Below are 19338 nucleotides of genomic sequence, written 5' to 3'. Positions count from 1 at the left end.
GGATATATATAAATATGGGTTAAACAAGGGTATGATAGGTGCTTTAGATAAGTTTGAGAATAAAGAATACTATCTTTCAGAAGTGATAGTATGTACAGATGCATTAAACAAAGGTATTAATATCTTAAAAGAGACTGGAAGGATAAAGAAAAAATCAAAAGGAGTAATTCTAATGTCTGTAGTAGAAGGTGATACCCATGAGATTGGAAAAAATATTGTAAAAGTAATGGTTGAAGCCACTGGATATAAAGTAATTGATTTAGGTGTAAATAGAAAAAGTGAAGATATAATAGAAGAAGCTATAAAAAACAATGTAGATATAATAGGTTTATCTTCAATGATGACAACGACAATGGAAAACATGAAATCAGTAATAAATAAGCTTAACAGACTTAATTTAAGTAAAAGGCCAAAGGTAATAATTGGTGGAGGTCCTGTAAGTATGGATTTTGCAGAAGAGATAGGTGCAGATGGATATAGTCCAAATGCTCCAAAAGCAGTTAAATTAATAGACAGACTTATAGGAGGAGAAATTTAGAATGTTTTCAGATATGACTTTATTGCAATATATAAATAGTGAAGATAGAGGATTTTTCCTGCCTGATATGGGTACAAATGGTTTATTTTTAATAAATAAAAAAGCATATGAAGTATATGATAGTGTAGATATACAATTGGAATTAGCAAGAACTATGGACAAATATTTTGAATCAGATTTCATATATTCATTTTGTGATGGGATTACATTTTGTGAAACTCTAGGCTTAGAAACACTAAGACCAGATTACGATTTTCCAAGTGTATTGACACATACAATAACAGATAGTGAAAAGTTAAGAAAGTTAGATGTACCAGACCCTTACACAAGTGGACGTATGCCAATCAATCTAGAAAGCTTGTCACTAATATCAAAAAATATAAAAAAACCATTATATGAATCAATACAAGGTCCATTTACTCTTGCAGGTCAATTAGCGGGAGCCACACAACTTTTGAGGTGTATAATAACTGATAAAAAATTTGTGGAGGAATTACTAGAATTCACTACTGAGTTAGTAAGGAGATATGCTGTGGCTGCAAATAAAGCAGGCGCAAAATATATTTCAATAGCAGAGCCAACATCAGTAACTTTAAACAAGACTAGATTTGATGAATATATAGTAAAAAATTTAAATAAAATATATGATGAACTCGATTGTTGGAAAGGTATGCACATATGTGGAGATACAAGAGAGTTGTTAGATAATATGTTGAGTTGCAATATAGATGCAGTAAGTTTAGACCAAATTCTAGACTATGAAGAGATTGCACCAAGAATCCCAAAAGATATAGTTTTAATTGGAAATTTAGACCCAATAAAACTTCTTGGACGTTCTACACCTGATAAAATCACAAAAGAAACACTAAAGTTGTTAAAAAAGATGAGAAAGTATGACAATTTCTTATGCGATTTTGGTTGTAATTGTTTAAATACAACACCAGTAGAAAATTTACAAGCAGCCATAAAAGCAGGGAGAATTAGTTATAAAGAATTAGATAGGATTGATGTGAATGAGTTGGAATAACAATGAAAATATGTCTTATTTAGAATATATAGATTTAGAAGATATTTATATAAATAAAGATACAGTGCTAAAGTTCTTGGGATATTCTAATAGAGAAGTTCCAAAAATGATTAATGAAATAGTTGAAGAAGAAATAAAAAGTATAAAAAGTATATTGAATATTAAAGTTTATATAAGTGAAATTGATACTGATAAAATGCCTAAAGAGTGTAAAAAGGCATTTGCTATTTTATATACTATAGGAGATAAAATTGACATTAAAATGAACGACTACATGAAAAATTGTAATATGATGGCAGGTCTAGCACTAGATAAAATAGGGATAGTATGTTTAGATTACATCAATGAGAAAATAAAAATGTATTTAAAGGAAACTTATAGTAATCTCAATATATCATACGAGATATATCCAGGAGATAAAGATTTTAAAGTTGAAAACCAAAAAGATATTTATGAGTATATAAAAAATAAGTACAATAATTTGGAAATAGAAATCAGTGCTTATCATCAATTATCCCCTATAAAAAGTGTTGCAATGCTTATATTAATGGGAGAAAAAGAAAATACTGAATCAAGATGTAGTAAATGTATTAGAAAGTGTTTTTAGAAATTTTTACAAGATTAAAGTTGATATTGGTAAGTTGCAATAATTTTTTTAGCTTAAAGATATGTTAGCTAAAAAAATTATTGCAAAATAGTAAGATTCTACCTGATATGCTCATACTTACAGGTTATAATAAATTTTTTAATGCAATGAGACTATTTATTTCATAATTTGGTATAGAACTAGTATGATTTATGCTGTTATTGGAGTTTAGCCAACAAGTATCTATTCCTGAATTTATTCCTCCTAATATATCTGAAGTTAAACTATCACCAATCATCAAAGCAGAAGTTTTATCATAACAGTTAAACTTTTTAAATGCATATTTAAATATTTCAGGATTTGGTTTTGATAATTTTACTTCTTCCGATACAATCATTCCATCAATATATTCTTTTATTTCTGAATTTTCAAGTCTATTATTTTGGACTTTAGAAATTCCATTCGTTATTATGATAATTTTGTACTTATCTTTAAGATATGATAATACATCAATTGTGCCTGGCATTAAAAAAGTACATTCTCCCAAAAAATTTAAGTACATTTTACTGAGAATTATAGGGTCAACATTCAATTTCATTTCCTTTGTAAAAATTTCAAATCTAAGTAGTTTAAGTTCATCTAAAGTTATAGTGTTTTTTTCAAGGTCAAGCCAAAGTTTATCACTTATATTTCTATATATTTTTATACATTTTTCAAAGTCAAAATCTAATCTAAATTTAGATAAAAGTTTCTTAAAAGCATAAGATTCACTCTTTTTAAAATCAAATAAAGTATCATCAGCATCAAAAAATATAAATTTATATCTCTTCATAAAGTCTACCCTTTATAGTATAACTGCAAAAACTACTTTGCTTTCACGATTAGAATCATTTTGCCATTTATGCTTTGTACCTAAAGGAACCTTAACACTATCACCTTTAAATAAAGTAAATTCATCATCATCCATAAAAAGTTTAACTTCTCCCTCTAAAATGTATGCAATTTCATCTCCATTATGAGTAATTCTATCGACACAAGAAGATGTATTTGGAGCCAAATCCATAATAGCAAATTCTAAATTACCACTAGAATCTGGAATTAAAACTTCATATACAACATCATTACTTCCAGGTAAAATAACTTTCTTTCTACTATCGTGTCTCACTATTAAACTTTTTTTATCTACTTCAGATACAAAAAATGTAAATAGAGGAACATTTAGAGAAGAGGCTATAGATTTTAATGAATTTACAGATGGATTAGCAAGACCTCGTTCTATTTGGCTCAATAATGATGGTGTAACATCTGCTAGTTTTGCTAAATCTCGAATACTTAGATTTTGTTTTTTTCGAACTTCAGCTATTTTTTCTCCTAAATTTAAATCATTCATATAAATATCCTCTCTTTTTCGTTTTAAAAATATTACTTTAAAATAATCTAAATAAAAAGATTATATAGTATGAAATCATTATAACATATAAGATATAATTTTGAATAAATAATGTTAAATCTAATTGAATAAATTAAAATATAATTGACAAGTGGATACAGAATACTTAAAATATATTTAAATAAAATTAAATTAAGTAAAAAATAATTAACTTACTTTAAGATAGGAGGGGATATTGTGCAAATAACAACTTTTGGAGCTATATTTGGCTTATTAGTAGCAATTATTTTAATTATAAAGAAATTTCAAGCTGTGTATAGTTTAATGTTAGGGGCATTTATTGGAGGAATAATCGGAGGAGCAAGTATAACACAAACTGTAGATTTTATGGTAACTGGAGCTATGAATATCTCACCATCAATTCTTAGAGCTTTAGCATCAGGTGTATTGGCTGGAAGCCTAATAAAAACAGGAGCAGTTGATAAAATATCAGAACAAATCGTAAAGATATTAGGAGAAAAGAGAGCCTTACTTTCTATAGCTGCTTCAACAATGGTACTTGCAGGTGTAGGTGTAAATTTGGATGTATCTGTAATAACTGTAGCACCAATAGGTTTATACATAGGAAGAAAATTAAACTATTCTAAATTAGCAATACTTTTAGCTATGTTAGGTGGAGGCAAAGCAGGTAATATAATATCACCAAATCCAAATACTATTGCAGTAGCAGGAAATTTTTCTGTAAATCTATCTAGTGTTATGATAGCAAACGTAATTCCAGCGATTGTTGGTATTGTAATTACAGTTGTTTTGGCAAGTGCATTAACAAATAAAGGAAACAAGGTAGAATCATATGAACTCTTGGAGCAAAGAGAGGACTTACCAAATTTGTTTAAGTCATTATGTGGCCCAATTGTAGCTATATTTTTATTGCTTTTAGGAAATATATCGCCTATAGTAATAGACCCTATGGTTGCACTTCCTATAGGAGGAATAGTAACCTTAATCGCTACAGGAAATTTGAAGAATACAAGAGAGTATTTATCTTTTGGATTATCTAAGATGCAAGGTGTATGCATATTATTACTTGGAACAGGGACTATCGCAGGGATAATACAAATGTCTGAATTACAACAGAGTACAATAGGCATACTACAATATTTAAATATGCCACAATTTTTATTAGCACCAATTTCAGGTATACTTATGTCACTGGCAACAGCATCCTCAACAGCTGGAGCTACTATAGCATCCTCAACTTTTTCTGATGCTATATTAAGTGGTGGATTATCACCAATTTCAGGGGCATCAATTGTTAATGCAGGTTCTAGTGTATTTGAACAATTACCACATGGTTCATTATTTCATACTAGTGCAGGTAGTATAAATATGGATATAGGTGAAAGATTTAAATTGATTCCGTATGAAGCACTAATAGGGATAGTAATGACTATAGTTTCAACATCTATACAATTAATCTTATAGTAAATATAAATATTTAATGAAAAAAGTAGGATTTTGTTATTAAATATTGAATTTATATAAAAAAGAAAGATTGGAGTTTTAAGGTGAATAAAAAAAAGATAGTAATTATAGGGATTATTTATTCATTTTTAGTTGTAGTTTCACTCACCAATATGTATGTAGGCATGGAGTATAATTTAAATATATTTGAATATGTTAAGAAATCACTTCCATTTACAGAAGAGGAAAAACAATGGCTAAAAAAACATAAAAATTTAGTTTATAGTTCTGACCAGAGCTCTCCTCCTCTTAGATATAAAGGTCAAGAAGATGGTCAGTACAAAGGAATTGTTGTTGATTTAATTAATTCCCTATCAATCCAAATAGGTAGAGATTTTTATTTTAAGCCAAATACATGGTGGAAAGAATCCTTTATAAATTCAGTGGATGATAGTATAAGGTTTTTTGATTTAATTCCGTCAAAAGAAAGAGCAAATAAGTTTGTATTTACTGACCCAATTTATACGTTAAGTGCAAATATATTAAAAGATAAAAAATCACAGGATATAAATAGTTATAGAGATTTAAAGGGAAAAACAATAGCAATACCAGAGGGTGACTATTCTATAAACTTTTTAAAACAAAGAGTTGATAATATAGATATTGTGTTGACTCCAGATATAAAGACTGGAGTCAATTATTTAATATCAGGCAAAGTAGATGCAGTTGTTGGTGATGAACCAGTATTACAATATTATGTAATAAACTATGAACTCTCAGAGAAATACAGTATTTTAAATACTCCTATTTATACCAAAAAGGCAGTTCTCGCTGTTCCTAAACAATATGAAGAATTAGTTGGTATTTTAAATAAGGGAATTTTTAAACTTCAGAAAAATGGTGTATATAGAGATTTAAATAAAAAATGGTATTCTATATATAATGAAGTTGATGATGTATTATATGATAGAGGAGTCATACCAAGCATTTATATTTTTATAGGCATAATTTTGATATCTATTTATATTTTTTATAGTTATACATACTTATTAAAAATAGAAATAAAAAGGAAAACAGAAGAAGTAATAGAAAATAAAAAGGCTTTAGAGGCTACATTTAATAGTATCACAGACATAATAATGCTTATAGATGAGAATTATAATATAGTTGAATCAAATAAAGTATTTTATGATTTTATCAATGAGATACAATATAAAAAAGAAGAACTGATTGACATAATAAAAAATAATATTGAGAGTACATTTTCTGAAAATACACATAAAGCAAGTGAAATAGAACTTAGTAATAAGATTTTGAAAATAAGTACATTTCCTGTAGAGTATAAAAAAAATAATATTGAATATATAGTAGTTCTGATTAAAGACATAACTAATGATAAAATAATAGAAGCAAAGCTACTTAGAGATAATAAAATGATATCTATAGGGCAGTTAGCTTCTGGAGTAGCACATGAAATAAGAAACCCTCTAGGAATAATAAGAAATAATTGTTATCTTTTAAAAGATAATGTTACTATAGAAGAGGTAAGCGATTGTGTAAAATCAATAGAAAGTAATGTAGATAGAGCGAGTAATATAATAACGAATTTATTAAATTTTGCAAGAATATCAGACGATAGTTTAGAAAATATAAACATAAGAAATTTTATTGAAAATATAGTAAAACTTCAGTATAAAGTTTTACAGTTAAAAAATGTTGAAATAAAGATAAACTGTAGTAAAGATTTAGTATGTTACATAAATGGAGAGTCTTTGAAACACGTATTTATAAATTTAATATCTAATTCAGTAGATGCAGTACATAAAGACGGTAAAATTATTATAAATTGCTATGTGAAAGAGTGTTGTTTATTTATAGATTTTAAAGACAATGGTGATGGTATAAAAGAAAATGTTTTAAAGGATATATTTAATCCTTTTTATACTACAAAGACAATTGGTGAAGGAACTGGACTAGGTTTGTACATTACATATAATGAGATTAAAAAGAATAATGGAGATATAAGTGTCAAAAGTCAATTGGGAGTAGGTACTTGTTTTTATATAAAAATTCCACTAAATAAAGAGGTGACTATATAATGAAAATACTAGTGGTTGATGATGAGCTAGAGTATGGAACAATAATGAAAAAAATTTTGCAGAAGAATGGATATGTGGTAGATATAGCACTAAGTGGAGAAGAAGCTATAAGTATTATTAAGAAAAATAAAAATTATGATTTGATTTTATCTGATGTTATGATGAAAAACATGGATGGAGTACAACTTTTAGATAAAATTAAATCCATTAATAAAAATATAGAAGTTATATTAGTTACTGGATATGGAAGTATTGAAAACGCAGTTGAAGCCATGAAAAGAGGAGCTTTATCTTATTTTATAAAAAGCAATCCTATTGAAACTCTATTAGAAGAAATTGAAAAAGTAAAAATAGAAAAAGAAGTAGTTTGTACACAAAAAAATAATTTGGACTTTACTTTAGAATCTAAAAATAAGGATTTTAATAATATAATAAAAATTGCAGAAAAAGCTGCTTGTAAAGATGTAAATATACTAATTCTTGGAGAATCTGGAGTAGGAAAAGATGTTTTAGCTAGATATATACATAGTCTAAGCCCAAGAAGAGATGAAATATTTGTACCTGTAAATTGTTGTTCTTTTTCCGAAAATTTATTAGAGTCTGAGCTATTTGGACATGAAAAAGGTTCTTTTACTGGAGCAGTAGATAATAGAAAAGGTAGATTTGAACTTTCAAATAAGGGTACTTTATTTTTAGATGAAATAGGAGATATACCTTTAAATGTGCAAGTAAAATTGTTAAGGACACTTGAAGAGAAATCTATAGAGAGAATAGGAAGTAATAAGTCTATTAAGGTTGACTTTAGATTAATTTGTGCAATGAATAAAGAACCCAAAATAGAAATATTAAATGGCAATATAAGAGAAGATTTTTTTTATAGAATAAGTACAATAACAATAACTATACCACCTTTAAGAAATAGAAGAGAGGATTTAAATACACTTATAGACTTTTTCTTAAATAAATATCAGATTGAACATGATAAAAAAATATCCTCAATTGATAAAGAAGTAGTTGATTTTTTAATAAATTACGATTATCCAGGGAATATAAGAGAATTAAAAAATATAATTAATAGATTAGTAGTTTTAAGTGAAGGAAGTAAGTTATCAAAAGACAATTTGAACTTAATATCAAACAATATAAACATAGATGATAAAATAAGTATTAGACCTCTAAGAGAAATAAGAAAAGAATTTGAGTGTGAATATATTGAAAAGGTTCTATCTCTATGTGGAAATAATATTTCAAATACAGCAAAAAAATTGGAGATTAGCAGAAGACAATTAACTAATAAAATATCAGAGTACAATATTAAGTGAGAAAAAAACTTCTCATATACTGAGCAAAAAATTTCTCACAATTAATAAAAGATAAGTAGAAAAATTCTACTTATCTTTTTTATTATAATTTTAAAATTTAATACTTACAATGATTATAGGTAAATTCAATGTTTATATAAGTAAAAAATGAAAATATCTATAGCATCAATATAAAAAAGCTATATTTTAAATAATTGGCATATAAAATGCTTTGTATATAAATAAACGTAATAATAAATATTTTTAATTGCGATTAAATGTATTAAGGGGGATTTTCATATGAAGCTAGAGCTAGGGAATATATTTATAAAGAATGTTGAATTTGGCGAAAAAACAGAAGTAAAAGATGGCATATTATATGTGAATAGTAAAGAAATAGAGCAGATAGCTTTAGAAGATGAAAGAATTGTAAGTGTGAATGTTGAACTTGCAAGACCTGGCGAATCAATAAGAATAGCACCAGTTAAAGATGTCATAGAACCTAGGGTTAAAATTGGAGATGAAAGCAAAATATTTCCTGGAATTATTAACAAAGTAAAGACTGTAGGAAGTGGAAGAACTAATGTACTTTCAGGAGCTTGTGTTATAACTTGTGGAAATATAGTTGGATTTCAGGAAGGTGTAATTGATATGAGTGGTCCTACTGCCAAATATACACCTTTTTCAAAAACAAATAATGTATGTATTGTTATAAAAGCAAAAGAGGGCATAGAAACTCATGATTATGAAGAAGCAGCTAGAATAGCTGGATTAAAGATAGGTGCATATATAGGAGAAGCAGGCAAGGAAATTGAACCAGATGAAATAATCGTATATGAAACAAAACCACTATTAAAACAAGTGAAGGAATATCCAGACCTACCAACAGTAGCATATGTCCATATGTTGCAATCACAGGGACTTTTACATGATACTTATTATTATGGAGTTGATGCTAAGCAAATAGTCCCAACATTTATGTATCCAACTGAAATAATGGATGGAGCCATAATATCTGGGAATTGTGTTGCACCATGCGATAAAGTGACTACTTTCCACCATTTAAATAATCCAGTTATACATGACTTGTATAAAAGACATGGAAAAGACTTAAATTTTATAGGTGTAATTTTAACTAATGAAAACGTATTTTTAGTTGACAAAGAAAGAAGTTCTGATATGGTTGCAAAGTTAGTAGAATTTTTAGGTGTTGATGGAGTATTAGTAACAGAAGAAGGATACGGAAATCCAGACACTGACCTTATGATGAATTGTAGAAAATGTAGTGAAGTTGGAGCAAGTGTGGTTTTAATAACTGATGAGTTTCCTGGAAAAGATGGAAAGAGTCAATCTATAGCAGATGCTACTAAAGAGGCAGATGCACTTGTTTCTTGTGGTCAGGGAAACTTAGTAGTTCATTTTCCTGCTATGGAAAAAGTTATAGGAACTTTGGATTATGTAGAAATGATGATTGGTGGATATAAAGGATGCTTAAATGATGATGGAAGTATGGATGCAGAATTACAGATTATAATAGCATCAACTATAGCAAATGGTTACAATCATTTGACAGCAAGATATTATTAAATAAATATTTGAGTGTAGGTTATTGTTAATACCAATATTAATTTAATTGATGTAATAACTATAAAGTGATTTGGAGGATTAAGATATGAGTAAAATCAGAGTTGTTCACTATATAAATAATTTCTTTGCTGGTATAGGAGGAGAAGAAAGAGCAGATATTCCACCAGAAAAAAGAGAGGGAGTAGTAGGGCCTGGAATGGCATTTCAAAGTCAATTCAAAGACGAAGCGGAGATAGTTTCAACTGTAATTTGTGGAGACACATATTTTGGAGAAAATATTGAAGATGCTACTAGAGAACTTTTAAAAATGATAAAAGAAGAAAAACCTGATTTATTTATTGCAGGGCCAGCATTTAATGCAGGAAGATATGGAGTAGCCTGTGGAACTATTTGTAAAGCAGTTGAAGAAGAACTAAATATTCCTGTAGTTACAGGAATGTATAAAGAAAACCCAGGTGTAGATATGTTTAAACTAGATTTACACATAATAGCTACAGGAAATTCAGCAGCTAGTCTTAGAAAGGTAGTTCCAATGATGTCAAGACTAGGGCTTAAATTAGTTAAGGGTGAAGAAGTAGGACCCCCAGAAGTAGAAGGATATATAATGAGGGGAATAAGAAAAAATTTCTTCCATGAATTTAGAGGTTCTGAAAGAGCGATTGAAATGTTGGTTAAGAAAATGAATGGAGAAAAATTTGAGACTGAGTATCCAATGCCAGAATTTGATAGAGTTACACCTGTAGAGGCTATCAAAGACTTATCTAAAATAAAACTTGCATTAGTAACTTCTGGAGGTATAGTTCCAATTGATAATCCAGATAAAATCGAATCTTCAAGTGCTACTAAGTATGGTATTTATGATTTAACAGGCATGAATTCTATGTCAAATAAAGATTTTACAACTATACATGGTGGCTATGATAGAGCATATGTACTTGAAAATCCAAACTTAGTTGTGCCATTAGACGTGGTTAGAGAATTTGAAAAAGATGGTGTAATTGGAGAATTGGCAAATTACTTTATAACTACTACAGGTACTGGAACAAGTGTAGGTAATTCTAAGAGATTTGGAGAAGAATTTTCTAAAAAATTGGTAGAAGATAAAGTAGAAGCTGTAATTTTAACATCTACATGAGGCACTTGTACTCGTTGTGGAGCAACGATGGTAAAAGAAATTGAAAGAGCAGGTATAGCAGTTGTCCATGTTTGCACTGTAGTACCAATATCACTTACAATAGGAGCAAATAGAATTGTTCCAGCAGTAGGGATACCATACCCACTTGGAAATCCAAAGCTAGGGGAAGAAGAAAGTAAAAAAATTAGAAAGAACATAGTTTTAAAAGCCTTAAATGCATTAAAAGAAGATGTAGAAGGTCAAACAGTATTTGAATAATAAAAATATAACACAACACTGAAATTAAAATAGATGTCATGAAATAGTTTTTGAAAATTATTTTATGATATCTTTTTTTATTAAGCAATTTCAAGTAATTTAAAAATATTAAATATCTTTTTGTGTTTTTAAATTAAATTTACTAAAATGAAAAATTAAATTTAGAGTATTGATACATAAATTTAAATTAGATATACTATGAAAAGTAAAGTTATTCACTTTGGAACATATATTCAGCATATTAGAACAGATTAATTGAATGAAAGAAGTTAACTTTATATAATAAAATAATATAAGAAAGAAGGTGTTATGTATTGATTTCAATTGCTATTTGTGATGATGAATCGTATATGCTAGATGATTTAAAAGAAAATATAGAGCTATATATGAATAGAAACAATCTATTATATAATATAGAACTTTTTGATAAAGCTGAGACTCTATTACATAACCATGAAGTATTTGATATTATCTTTTTAGATATACAAATGGAAGGTATTAATGGAATACAAGCAGCTAAAAAATTAAGGTCATGTGATAATGATTGTTTTATAGTTTTTGTGACAGTCTTAAAGGAATTTGTATATGATGCTTTTGAAGTAGATGCTATAAATTATTTGATAAAACCATTATCTAATGAAAAACTAGCTAAGACAATGGATAGAATAATTATAAAGTTGGAGAGTAATGAAAAAGATTATATAACAATACAAAAAGGGCACTCATATTGGAGATTAAAAATAGCAGATATTTTATATTGTGAAGTTATAAAAAGAAAGATTTACATACATTTAAAAAAAGAAATTATTGATTATTATGAAACTATTGATAGTCTAGAAAGAAGTTTACCAGTAAATTTTTTTAGATGTCATCGTAGTTATATAATTAATTTACAAGCTGTATATAGCTATGAAAATGGTAATGTAGTTATGGAAAATGGAGATATGATACCTGTTTCCAGATTGCGCCAACAAGAATTTTCTGAAGCTATGCTTGAAAGTATGAAAAATAGGAGGAGATAACATGGTTAATTTGCCTTCTTATAATTTATTAGAGTATAGTATTTTATTCGTTTTTGTAATAGATAAGAGTTTAATGGCTATATTACAATACTATTTTCTAATTAGTTTTACAAATACTAAGTCAAAATTATGGCACTGTATTTTATACTTGCTAGTATCATTTTTGTCAATTAGTCTAAATACGTATTTTAATTTATATAACTTGTTTTATTCACAGCTTATATTTTTTTTACTGACTTTCTTATTTTCAAAGTATGTTATAAAACAATCTATAGTATTATCTATAGTGCTATCTCTATTGGTATATGTAATTGAGCAGTTAGCATATGGATTTATAGCTCCATTTAATTACATACTATCTATAAATAATACAGATATAACTATTCATAAATTTATTGTAAATATGGAGATTTTATTTTTTATTACGGTTATAATAGCTGGATTTATATATTGGTATAGTGCTAAAAAGTTTAACATTAAAGCTGTAAAATTTGATAGGTATTCAATCATTTTGATAACTCCATTGTTACTCATAATATTATTTTGGCAATCGTTTGAGAATACTGGCTATTCAAGTTCAATCATGGATATCGATACAAAACTTCAAACTGCAAAATTATTAATAAATACATCTCTTACTAAAGAAGTTCAAGCTTTCATTTTTTCTTCAATTGGAATTATATGTGTTTTTTTCTCTTTATCTGAGTTTAAGAAATTGATGCAATATTTAAAAGAAGAACAAAATAAGACAATTTTAAATCAACAAATTCATTCTCAGAAAAATTACATTGAGGAAGCAAAATCTCGATTGTCACAAACAATGTCTTTTAAGCATGATTTCAACAATCATCTAGCCATTGTAAATGGATTGCTAAAAAGAGGGGAAATTTTAAAAGCACAAGAGTATTTAAACAAACTTGAAAAAATAACTAGTGACCTATCATTTTCTTGTAATACAGGAAATATTGTAATTGATGCTCTTTTCAATAATAAATTAAGTATAGCAAAACAATTAGGAATACAGGTGGATTGTGACGTAATTATACCAAGTGATAGTAATATAAATGATTTTGACTTCTGTATAGTATTTGCTAATGCTATTGACAATGCAATTAAAGCTTGTAAACTTGTAGACAAGCAAAATAGATATTTAAAAATATCGACAAAACGAGATGGTGGATTTTTTATGATAGAAATAAGGAATAGTTATAATGCATCAAATAATTACACAAGTGGTTCAGGGATAGGAATTTCAAATATAAAAGAGGTTGCTAAGAAATACCAAGGGGCTATAAGTATAGAGAATACATCAGATTATTTTCAAATAAATATATTACTAATTATTTCATTACACTATACTGACATTTCAGAACAATTAACTTGAAAATAGAGTATGTAACCAATATTATATATGTAAATAAGAGTATATATAAATGAAAAAATTAACATATATGGATAGGGGGTTACTAAAATGAAAATTGGAAGTATGAGCGGTCAAACACCAAGGACATCTAATATAGATAGTTCAAGTAATAACCAAAGTGAAATACAAAGTTTAGAACAGCAAAAAAAAGTATTACAAGAAGAATTGGAGAAAGTTAAAAACAATAAAAGTATTGATGGTGAAATGGCTAAGTCAAAAATAGCGGATTTAAAAAAAGAAATAAAAGATATTGAAAGTAAAATTCAAGAGTTAAAAGGAGAAAAAGCACAAGAGACAGATGGAGAACAAAATACTGTTTCTGAAGTGACAAATAGTACATTAGATAGAAAAGAAGAAAATTCTAATAATAAAAATGCAAAAACACCATATGATGTTTTTGAAAAAAGCAATGGAGAAGAACAATGGGACAATACTTATAGCCTTGTTCAAGATGATAAAAATTTAAAAGTAAAATTTAATAGACCTATATAGTTTATATAGAAAATCAACTTATTGAAATATTAATTAGTATTTTATACTCTTAAGGAATAACAAATATGTATAAACAAACATAAATAAGTGTTAAAACACGGAGTTTTAGCGATGTTTAAAATAAATTATTATAAACTGACTGACATTGAACTGACAAAACCTATTTTTTTAAGTTTAACTGACAATTAGCTGACAGTCAGTTTTGTTTCTTTGAATAATATTTTACTTAAATTATCAGATGCTTTTTTATCCATTTCTTCAAGCACATGAGAGTATCTATTCATAGTTATTTGTATATCTTTATAACATAATCTTTCTGAAACAACTTTCATGTTAGTGTCTCTTAATAAAAGTAAACTTGCGTTTATATGTCTTGAATCATGCATTCTATATCTCTTAAATTATTTTTTTAACTAAAGAAAATTATACTATGATAAAGAAAAATGATAGGTTTGAGACTATTTATAAGGCATTAGATTTTATTAATAGATAGATTAGAAGGTAGCAACTAGAATTAGTTGTTACCTTCTTTTTTATTTTAATCGTTAACTATTATAATATAATCATCAACTTATAATTAGATTAATTTTCCTAATAAAAGTATAGCAGTATAACAAGTATAAAGAGTATCTAAAATATTATAAATATTAACAAAGCACATAAAACGATAGAATAACCTATAACAATAAAACGAACGAAAATTATCATACTAAAACATAAGGCATGTTATAATTGTATTAAATAAGAACATTCATATACACTAGTACCCCTATAAAAAAGGGTGCTTATTTTTTTGGAATAAACATCAAAAATGTTACTCGACACTCTTAGATAGATTATTGTGTGAATATATTTATATTTGCTATGCGGAAAATTAACATGAACTGTGATATAATAAAAATATTAGTGAGAAATGGAAAATGAGCGAAGATGATTTCCTATGGTGAGCAAAAGTAATTCTATGAGGCCTTGGTAAGCTGATAGCAATACAGTAGAAAGAAATCCTATCAGGTAATGCATAACTAACCGCCTGTACTGAGTCTTTGGAGTTAAAGTAGTAGTATTAAATTTAAGTGTAATACAGGGAGTGATATATCTGAAACGAAAGTTGTGTAATTAGGCAGGAAAATGATTCCAGACGATCGGATACACTGTGAACGCTTGAAATTACAGTTCATAAAAAATTATCATGTGTTTGCGCTACCAAAATCCAAACCTCTTATGAGACTCCAAACAAAAATGTATATCTTCCATAAAAATATATACTGTATGCTGATTGAATACGGCATTCTTATCGATACAGTGGTAAAGTAGATATCAAGGATCTAGGAGTGGGTTGGACAATCTGATAATATAGAACAGCAGGAAGTGCTGACAATGGAACAACAGAAAATGGTTCCATCGTCAGCACTTCCTGCTAGGGGATGTTATAAAGTATAATTGTATGGATGTAAAAGTTACTATTGATTTTCATAGTAGCATAGATAAAGCTAGCATACCTATCTGGAATTCTTAGTGTGCAGACTTTAAGTACCACTTATTTGTGCTTGGAAGATAGGAATTACACTGGTTTGAGCAAAGCGCTTAAGCTCACTTTCCTGTGTTTTGTAGTATAACTTCTCACTTAAAACTATTACATAATGTGGTGGAAGACGCACGCCATTTTTATTACTTTTTATGCCACAAGTGTTAGTGGCGGAATGGAGATTTCTATGTCAGAAGAAAAACAACATATCAATCACAAATGGGGAATTCTGTTCACCGTTGTAATCATGACTTTCATGACTACACTGGATACCAGTATTGTCAATATTGCATTACCAGTTATGATGTCGCAGATGAATGTGACTATGAGCAGTGTCGAATGGGTGGCAAGCATCTATCTGATTGTCACTTGTGCGACTATTCTGATTTTCGGACGACTGGGTGATACAATGGGAAAAGTACCTATATTTCAGTTTGGTGTGCTATTGTTCACCATAAGCTCGCTGCTTTGCAGTATCACCCATTCATTGCCATTCTTGATTATGATGCGTGCTTTGCAGGGACTGGGCGGTGCGGCTGCGTTGGCGACCAATCAAGGGATTATCACTGAGTCCTTTCCTACAGAGGAACGTGGCAAGGCGCTGGGATTTGTAGCCACTTTTGTAGCGCTGGGCAGTATGGCTGGTCCAACGATTGGTGGCTTGATTCTGAGCATACTACCGTGGCCTTTTATCTTTATCATCAACATTCCTATTGGGTTTGTTTCACTGATAGTTGGGCTAAAGACTCTGCCACGCAGAAAGCTGGCGCACTCAGGGAGGATGGACATCAAGGGAGCACTGCTGATGACTATGTCCATCGTGTTGATTTTCATTCCTATCACATTGTTGCAAAACGGTGTAACATGGTCGCTGATGCTCATGCTGGGGGTGGGCGTTTTGTTGCTTACTCTATTTTTCATTGTGGAGCGTTGTACCGAGGATCCTCTTATCCCTTTGAGGATTTTCCGTAATAAAATGTTCATAATCAATCTGATTACCATGCTCACTATTTTTATAGCGATTGGTGCTCACAACATTCTCCTGCCCTTTTATTTGCAGGACGCACGAGCTTTCGGTCCAGGGCTCGCGGGGATACTGTTAACAGTAACTCCTGTTGTTATCGCAGTTGTGGGTCCACTTAGTGGTATCCTGTCCGACCGTATTGGCTGCGAGTTGCCAACTATGTTAGGCCTGTTTTTCAATGCTACAGGTATGCTTCTGATTGTTTTTTTGACTAAGTTTACCCCTATCGGCATACTTGTATGTTTTTTATTTGTAATTGCGCTTGGAGCAGGACTTTTCCAGTCACCCAACAATTCTTTGGTCATGGGCAGTGTTTTAAATAGTGAGTTGGGGCTTGCTGGTAGCCTTGCTGGTCTTATGAGGTACATGGGGATGTCTATAGGCGTTACGCTTAGCACTTCGATGTTATACAATCGCATGAGTGCCAAAATCGGATATCCAGTTACTAATTATGTACAAGGACGTCCAGATGTGTTTCTGTATGGTCTTCACTGGGTGTATGCCACGTTGGCAGCAATCGTTCTGTTGGGAGCAACTTTCACAGTAGTTCGATTTATCTATGCAAAAAAGAATAAAACTGTTTCCACTTAGGAAAACAGCCTCTAGATATAATACTGTTAAAGTTACTTATAGATTTAATACAAATGGTTCTAATGCAAATAAAAAAAGAGATTTTAAAATCTCTTTTTTATTTTTATTCTATATTAATTATTTTTTAAATTTATATTCTTTGCATCAGATTTTCTAATAGCTAAATCAAATCCTCTAAATCTAATTACTATAGGATCATTAAGAGGGGCTATTTTTTTTACTTCAACTTCAGTGCCATCTATTAATCCCAAAGCAAGAAGTCTCTTCATAAGTTTTTCATTTCCAGCTATATTATCTATAACTCCCTTTTGCCCAAGTTTTAAGTTGTAAACAGTCATTATTAACACCTCCTAATGAAAATCATTATCAAGTTCTATATTTATAATATATACTAAAAAAGCTAAATTGTCAATATATAACAAAAAATAAACATACTAACTCAGTATGTTTATAAAAAATAGTATACAAGGGATACTAATGGCATCTAGTAAAAAACCACTTACTAAGGGGACAACCAGAAACGCTTTTGGAGAATCTCCATACTTTTGTGTTAAAGAGCTCATATTGGCTAAAGCATTTGGAGTAGCACCTATTCCATGTCCAATTAAACCACTTATTATGATGGCAGAATCAAAATCTTTTCCAAGTATCCTAAAACAAATAAATATTGAAAATAAAATTATAAAGATTACTTGGAAAGCTACTATTAGGAGAATTGGAGGCAATAGTGTTGATAATTCAAATAAATCTATATTCATAAGCGATAATGTTAGAAAAATTCCTAATGAAAGTTCTTTTAGAAATTCTATAAGTTTAAAGTTTAACTCTAGTATATTTATTTTGTCATTTAAGTTTCTAAAAATAACTGCTGAAAACATACAAGTCACAACAGAAGGTAAAAGAATGTTACATGTCATATAAAATATTCTACTTATAATTTCTCCTGTATTTATACAAATAAATATAAGAAGAACTTGCTCTAAAAATATAGTAGGAGTTATAGTTTGAGAAAATCCGTTTTTGATTACTCTATTTTTGCTTATTCTATTTTTGTTTCTAAAAAATTTGTTTTTTAATCTCATTGAATCTTTTTTATATCTAAAACTCGATAAATCCGCTTTTGTTAAAGGTTGCAATTTATATTTTTCTATCAGAAACTTAGCAACAGGACATCCTAATATCCCACCTATAATAAGACCTATTGTTGCAGCAGATAAACCAACGCCAACTGCACCATTTACACCAAGACTTTCTATTGTAAGTCCAAATGCAGCTGAATAACCATGACCACCTTCCATAGATACATTACCACACATAAGTCCTAAAAGTGGTTCAAGTTTTATAATCTTTGATATTGATATAGCTATAATGTTTTGACAAAATGCTAGTATTCCGCATAAAATCCAATATCTAAATAATACACTACCACCTTTTTTTATAAGATTTATGCTTATTTCAAGTCCAATAGTTGTAAAAAAGAAAGTTATGAAATTTGGCATTAAGTTTCCACTTACAGATATGTCTGCCATATGAAAATACTTAAGAAATAAATTTAAAAAACAAAATAGTAGACCTCCTATTACTGGTGCAGGTATACAGAAGTTATTTAAAAATTTAATCTTATTTTTTAACAGATTACCAATTAAAAAGAATAACATAGATAAGGTTAAAGTTTGTACAGTATTAAAAGTTAAAGTAATCAAAATAAATCCTCCTTTGTAATTTGAAAATTTAAAATCGTCTTTGTATAATTTAAATTATTATGTAATGGAATTTTTACTATCAAATGTATATTAATAAATGTATATTAAAAAAAATCAATGGATATAATTAGATAATTATAAATTAAATGAGAATATTTTAATAATATACAGCT

Annotated in this window: 17 protein-coding genes; 12 read left to right on the top strand and 5 right to left on the bottom strand. The window is 28.7% G+C overall.

The annotated features are described in order from the left end of the window. From KGF50_RS14105 to KGF50_RS14095, 3 genes are all read left to right on the top strand, one after another. On the top strand, positions 1 to 538 hold a 538-nt coding region (locus KGF50_RS14105), incomplete at its 5' end, for a cobalamin-dependent protein (RefSeq protein ID WP_227848645.1). Position 539: 1 nt separating this feature from the next. Beyond that, on the top strand, positions 540 to 1565 hold the full coding sequence (locus KGF50_RS14100; protein WP_227848644.1) for a uroporphyrinogen decarboxylase family protein: 1026 nt from the start codon (positions 540 to 542) through the stop codon (positions 1563 to 1565). Continuing rightward, positions 1552 to 2172, top strand: a complete 621-nt coding sequence (locus KGF50_RS14095) for a hypothetical protein (protein ID WP_227848643.1) — start codon at positions 1552 to 1554, stop codon at positions 2170 to 2172. The genes KGF50_RS14100 and KGF50_RS14095 overlap by 14 nt, the downstream gene beginning before the upstream one ends. 124 nt (positions 2173 to 2296) lie before the next feature. Here the strand turns inward: KGF50_RS14095 and KGF50_RS14090 are convergent, their stop codons facing one another. Together KGF50_RS14090 and KGF50_RS14085 are read right to left on the bottom strand one after the other, a co-directional pair. Beyond that, positions 2297 to 2983 (bottom strand): YjjG family noncanonical pyrimidine nucleotidase, encoded by a 687-nt coding sequence (locus KGF50_RS14090; protein WP_227848642.1) that lies wholly within the window; start codon positions 2981 to 2983, stop codon positions 2297 to 2299. Positions 2984 to 2995: 12 nt separating this feature from the next. Further along, positions 2996 to 3541 (bottom strand): helix-turn-helix domain-containing protein, encoded by a 546-nt coding sequence (locus KGF50_RS14085; protein WP_227848641.1) that lies wholly within the window; start codon positions 3539 to 3541, stop codon positions 2996 to 2998. Positions 3542 to 3778: 237 nt separating this feature from the next. On the opposite strand from KGF50_RS14085, the gene KGF50_RS14080 reads away from it, so the two are divergent. The 8 genes from KGF50_RS14080 (at position 3779) to KGF50_RS14045 (ending at position 14322) form a co-directional block, all read left to right on the top strand. Then, the gene (locus tag KGF50_RS14080) at positions 3779 to 5026 is read left to right on the top strand and encodes a GntP family permease (RefSeq protein WP_227848640.1); all 1248 of its coding nucleotides are present in this window, start codon (positions 3779 to 3781) and stop codon (positions 5024 to 5026) included. Positions 5027 to 5109: 83 nt separating this feature from the next. Beyond that, positions 5110 to 7104: an ATP-binding protein gene (locus KGF50_RS14075; RefSeq protein ID WP_227848639.1), complete on the top strand. Its 1995-nt coding sequence runs from the start codon at positions 5110 to 5112 to the stop codon at positions 7102 to 7104. Then, positions 7104 to 8426 (top strand): sigma-54-dependent transcriptional regulator, encoded by a 1323-nt coding sequence (locus KGF50_RS14070; RefSeq protein ID WP_227848638.1) that lies wholly within the window; start codon positions 7104 to 7106, stop codon positions 8424 to 8426. Before KGF50_RS14075 ends, KGF50_RS14070 begins: the two co-directional genes overlap by 1 nt. Positions 8427 to 8705: 279 nt before the next feature. Next, positions 8706 to 9992, top strand: a complete 1287-nt coding sequence (gene grdG / locus KGF50_RS14065; protein WP_227848637.1) for a sarcosine reductase complex component B subunit alpha — start codon at positions 8706 to 8708, stop codon at positions 9990 to 9992. 85 nt (positions 9993 to 10077) lie between these two features. Next, positions 10078 to 11385 (top strand): sarcosine reductase complex component B subunit beta, encoded by a 1308-nt coding sequence (grdF, locus tag KGF50_RS14060; RefSeq protein WP_227848636.1) that lies wholly within the window; start codon positions 10078 to 10080, stop codon positions 11383 to 11385. Positions 11386 to 11699: 314 nt separating this feature from the next. After that, positions 11700 to 12407, top strand: a complete 708-nt coding sequence (locus KGF50_RS14055) for a LytR/AlgR family response regulator transcription factor (RefSeq protein WP_227848635.1) — start codon at positions 11700 to 11702, stop codon at positions 12405 to 12407. A gap of 1 nt (position 12408) precedes the next feature. Then, on the top strand, positions 12409 to 13791 hold the full coding sequence (locus tag KGF50_RS14050) for a sensor histidine kinase (protein WP_227848634.1): 1383 nt from the start codon (positions 12409 to 12411) through the stop codon (positions 13789 to 13791). An 87-nt stretch (positions 13792 to 13878) separates the two neighbouring features. Continuing rightward, positions 13879 to 14322 carry a FlxA-like family protein gene (locus tag KGF50_RS14045; RefSeq protein ID WP_227848633.1) on the top strand — a complete coding sequence of 148 codons (444 nt, stop codon included), beginning with the start codon at positions 13879 to 13881 and terminating at the stop codon, positions 14320 to 14322. Positions 14323 to 14507: 185 nt separating this feature from the next. Here KGF50_RS14045 and KGF50_RS14040 read toward each other — a convergent pair whose 3' ends face one another. Further along, positions 14508 to 14708 carry an integrase gene (locus KGF50_RS14040; protein WP_227848632.1) on the bottom strand — a complete coding sequence of 67 codons (201 nt, stop codon included), beginning with the start codon at positions 14706 to 14708 and terminating at the stop codon, positions 14508 to 14510. A 1254-nt stretch (positions 14709 to 15962) separates the two neighbouring features. Between KGF50_RS14040 and KGF50_RS14035 the strand changes: the two genes are divergently transcribed. Then, positions 15963 to 17462 (top strand): MFS transporter, encoded by a 1500-nt coding sequence (locus KGF50_RS14035; protein ID WP_227848631.1) that lies wholly within the window; start codon positions 15963 to 15965, stop codon positions 17460 to 17462. A 113-nt stretch (positions 17463 to 17575) separates the two neighbouring features. Here the strand turns inward: KGF50_RS14035 and KGF50_RS14030 are convergent, their stop codons facing one another. Together KGF50_RS14030 and KGF50_RS14025 are read right to left on the bottom strand one after the other, a co-directional pair. Next, positions 17576 to 17800, bottom strand: coding sequence for a FeoA family protein (locus tag KGF50_RS14030; RefSeq protein WP_021384566.1), 225 nt, complete (start codon positions 17798 to 17800; stop codon positions 17576 to 17578). A 96-nt stretch (positions 17801 to 17896) separates the two neighbouring features. Then, positions 17897 to 19165 (bottom strand): sodium/glutamate symporter, encoded by a 1269-nt coding sequence (locus KGF50_RS14025; RefSeq protein ID WP_227848630.1) that lies wholly within the window; start codon positions 19163 to 19165, stop codon positions 17897 to 17899. Between the last annotated feature and the right edge of the window lie 173 nt (positions 19166 to 19338).

This window comes from Clostridioides sp. ZZV15-6598 (assembly GCF_020657705.1).
Lineage (GTDB): Bacteria > Bacillota > Clostridia > Peptostreptococcales > Peptostreptococcaceae > Clostridioides > Clostridioides difficile_F.
The sequence above is the reverse complement of the archived record's forward strand: the minus strand, read 5'-3'. Positions and strand labels throughout refer to the sequence as shown.

Excerpts from the sequence above, each read along its gene's own strand:
- KGF50_RS14100 (WP_227848644.1), top strand. The coding sequence starts at position 540 with ATGTTTTCAGATATGACTTTATTGCAATATATAAATAGTGAAGATAGA.
- KGF50_RS14095 (WP_227848643.1), top strand. The coding sequence starts at position 1,552 with ATGAGTTGGAATAACAATGAAAATATGTCTTATTTAGAATATATAGAT.
- KGF50_RS14090 (WP_227848642.1), bottom strand. The coding sequence starts at position 2,983 with ATGAAGAGATATAAATTTATATTTTTTGATGCTGATGATACTTTATTT.
- KGF50_RS14085 (WP_227848641.1), bottom strand. The coding sequence starts at position 3,541 with ATGAATGATTTAAATTTAGGAGAAAAAATAGCTGAAGTTCGAAAAAAA.
- KGF50_RS14070 (WP_227848638.1), top strand. The coding sequence starts at position 7,104 with ATGAAAATACTAGTGGTTGATGATGAGCTAGAGTATGGAACAATAATG.
- grdG (WP_227848637.1), top strand. The coding sequence starts at position 8,706 with ATGAAGCTAGAGCTAGGGAATATATTTATAAAGAATGTTGAATTTGGC.
- KGF50_RS14050 (WP_227848634.1), top strand. The coding sequence starts at position 12,409 with ATGGTTAATTTGCCTTCTTATAATTTATTAGAGTATAGTATTTTATTC.
- KGF50_RS14045 (WP_227848633.1), top strand. The coding sequence starts at position 13,879 with ATGAAAATTGGAAGTATGAGCGGTCAAACACCAAGGACATCTAATATA.
- KGF50_RS14040 (WP_227848632.1), bottom strand. The coding sequence starts at position 14,708 with ATGCATGATTCAAGACATATAAACGCAAGTTTACTTTTATTAAGAGAC.
- KGF50_RS14035 (WP_227848631.1), top strand. The coding sequence starts at position 15,963 with ATGTGGTGGAAGACGCACGCCATTTTTATTACTTTTTATGCCACAAGT.
- KGF50_RS14030 (WP_021384566.1), bottom strand. The coding sequence starts at position 17,800 with ATGACTGTTTACAACTTAAAACTTGGGCAAAAGGGAGTTATAGATAAT.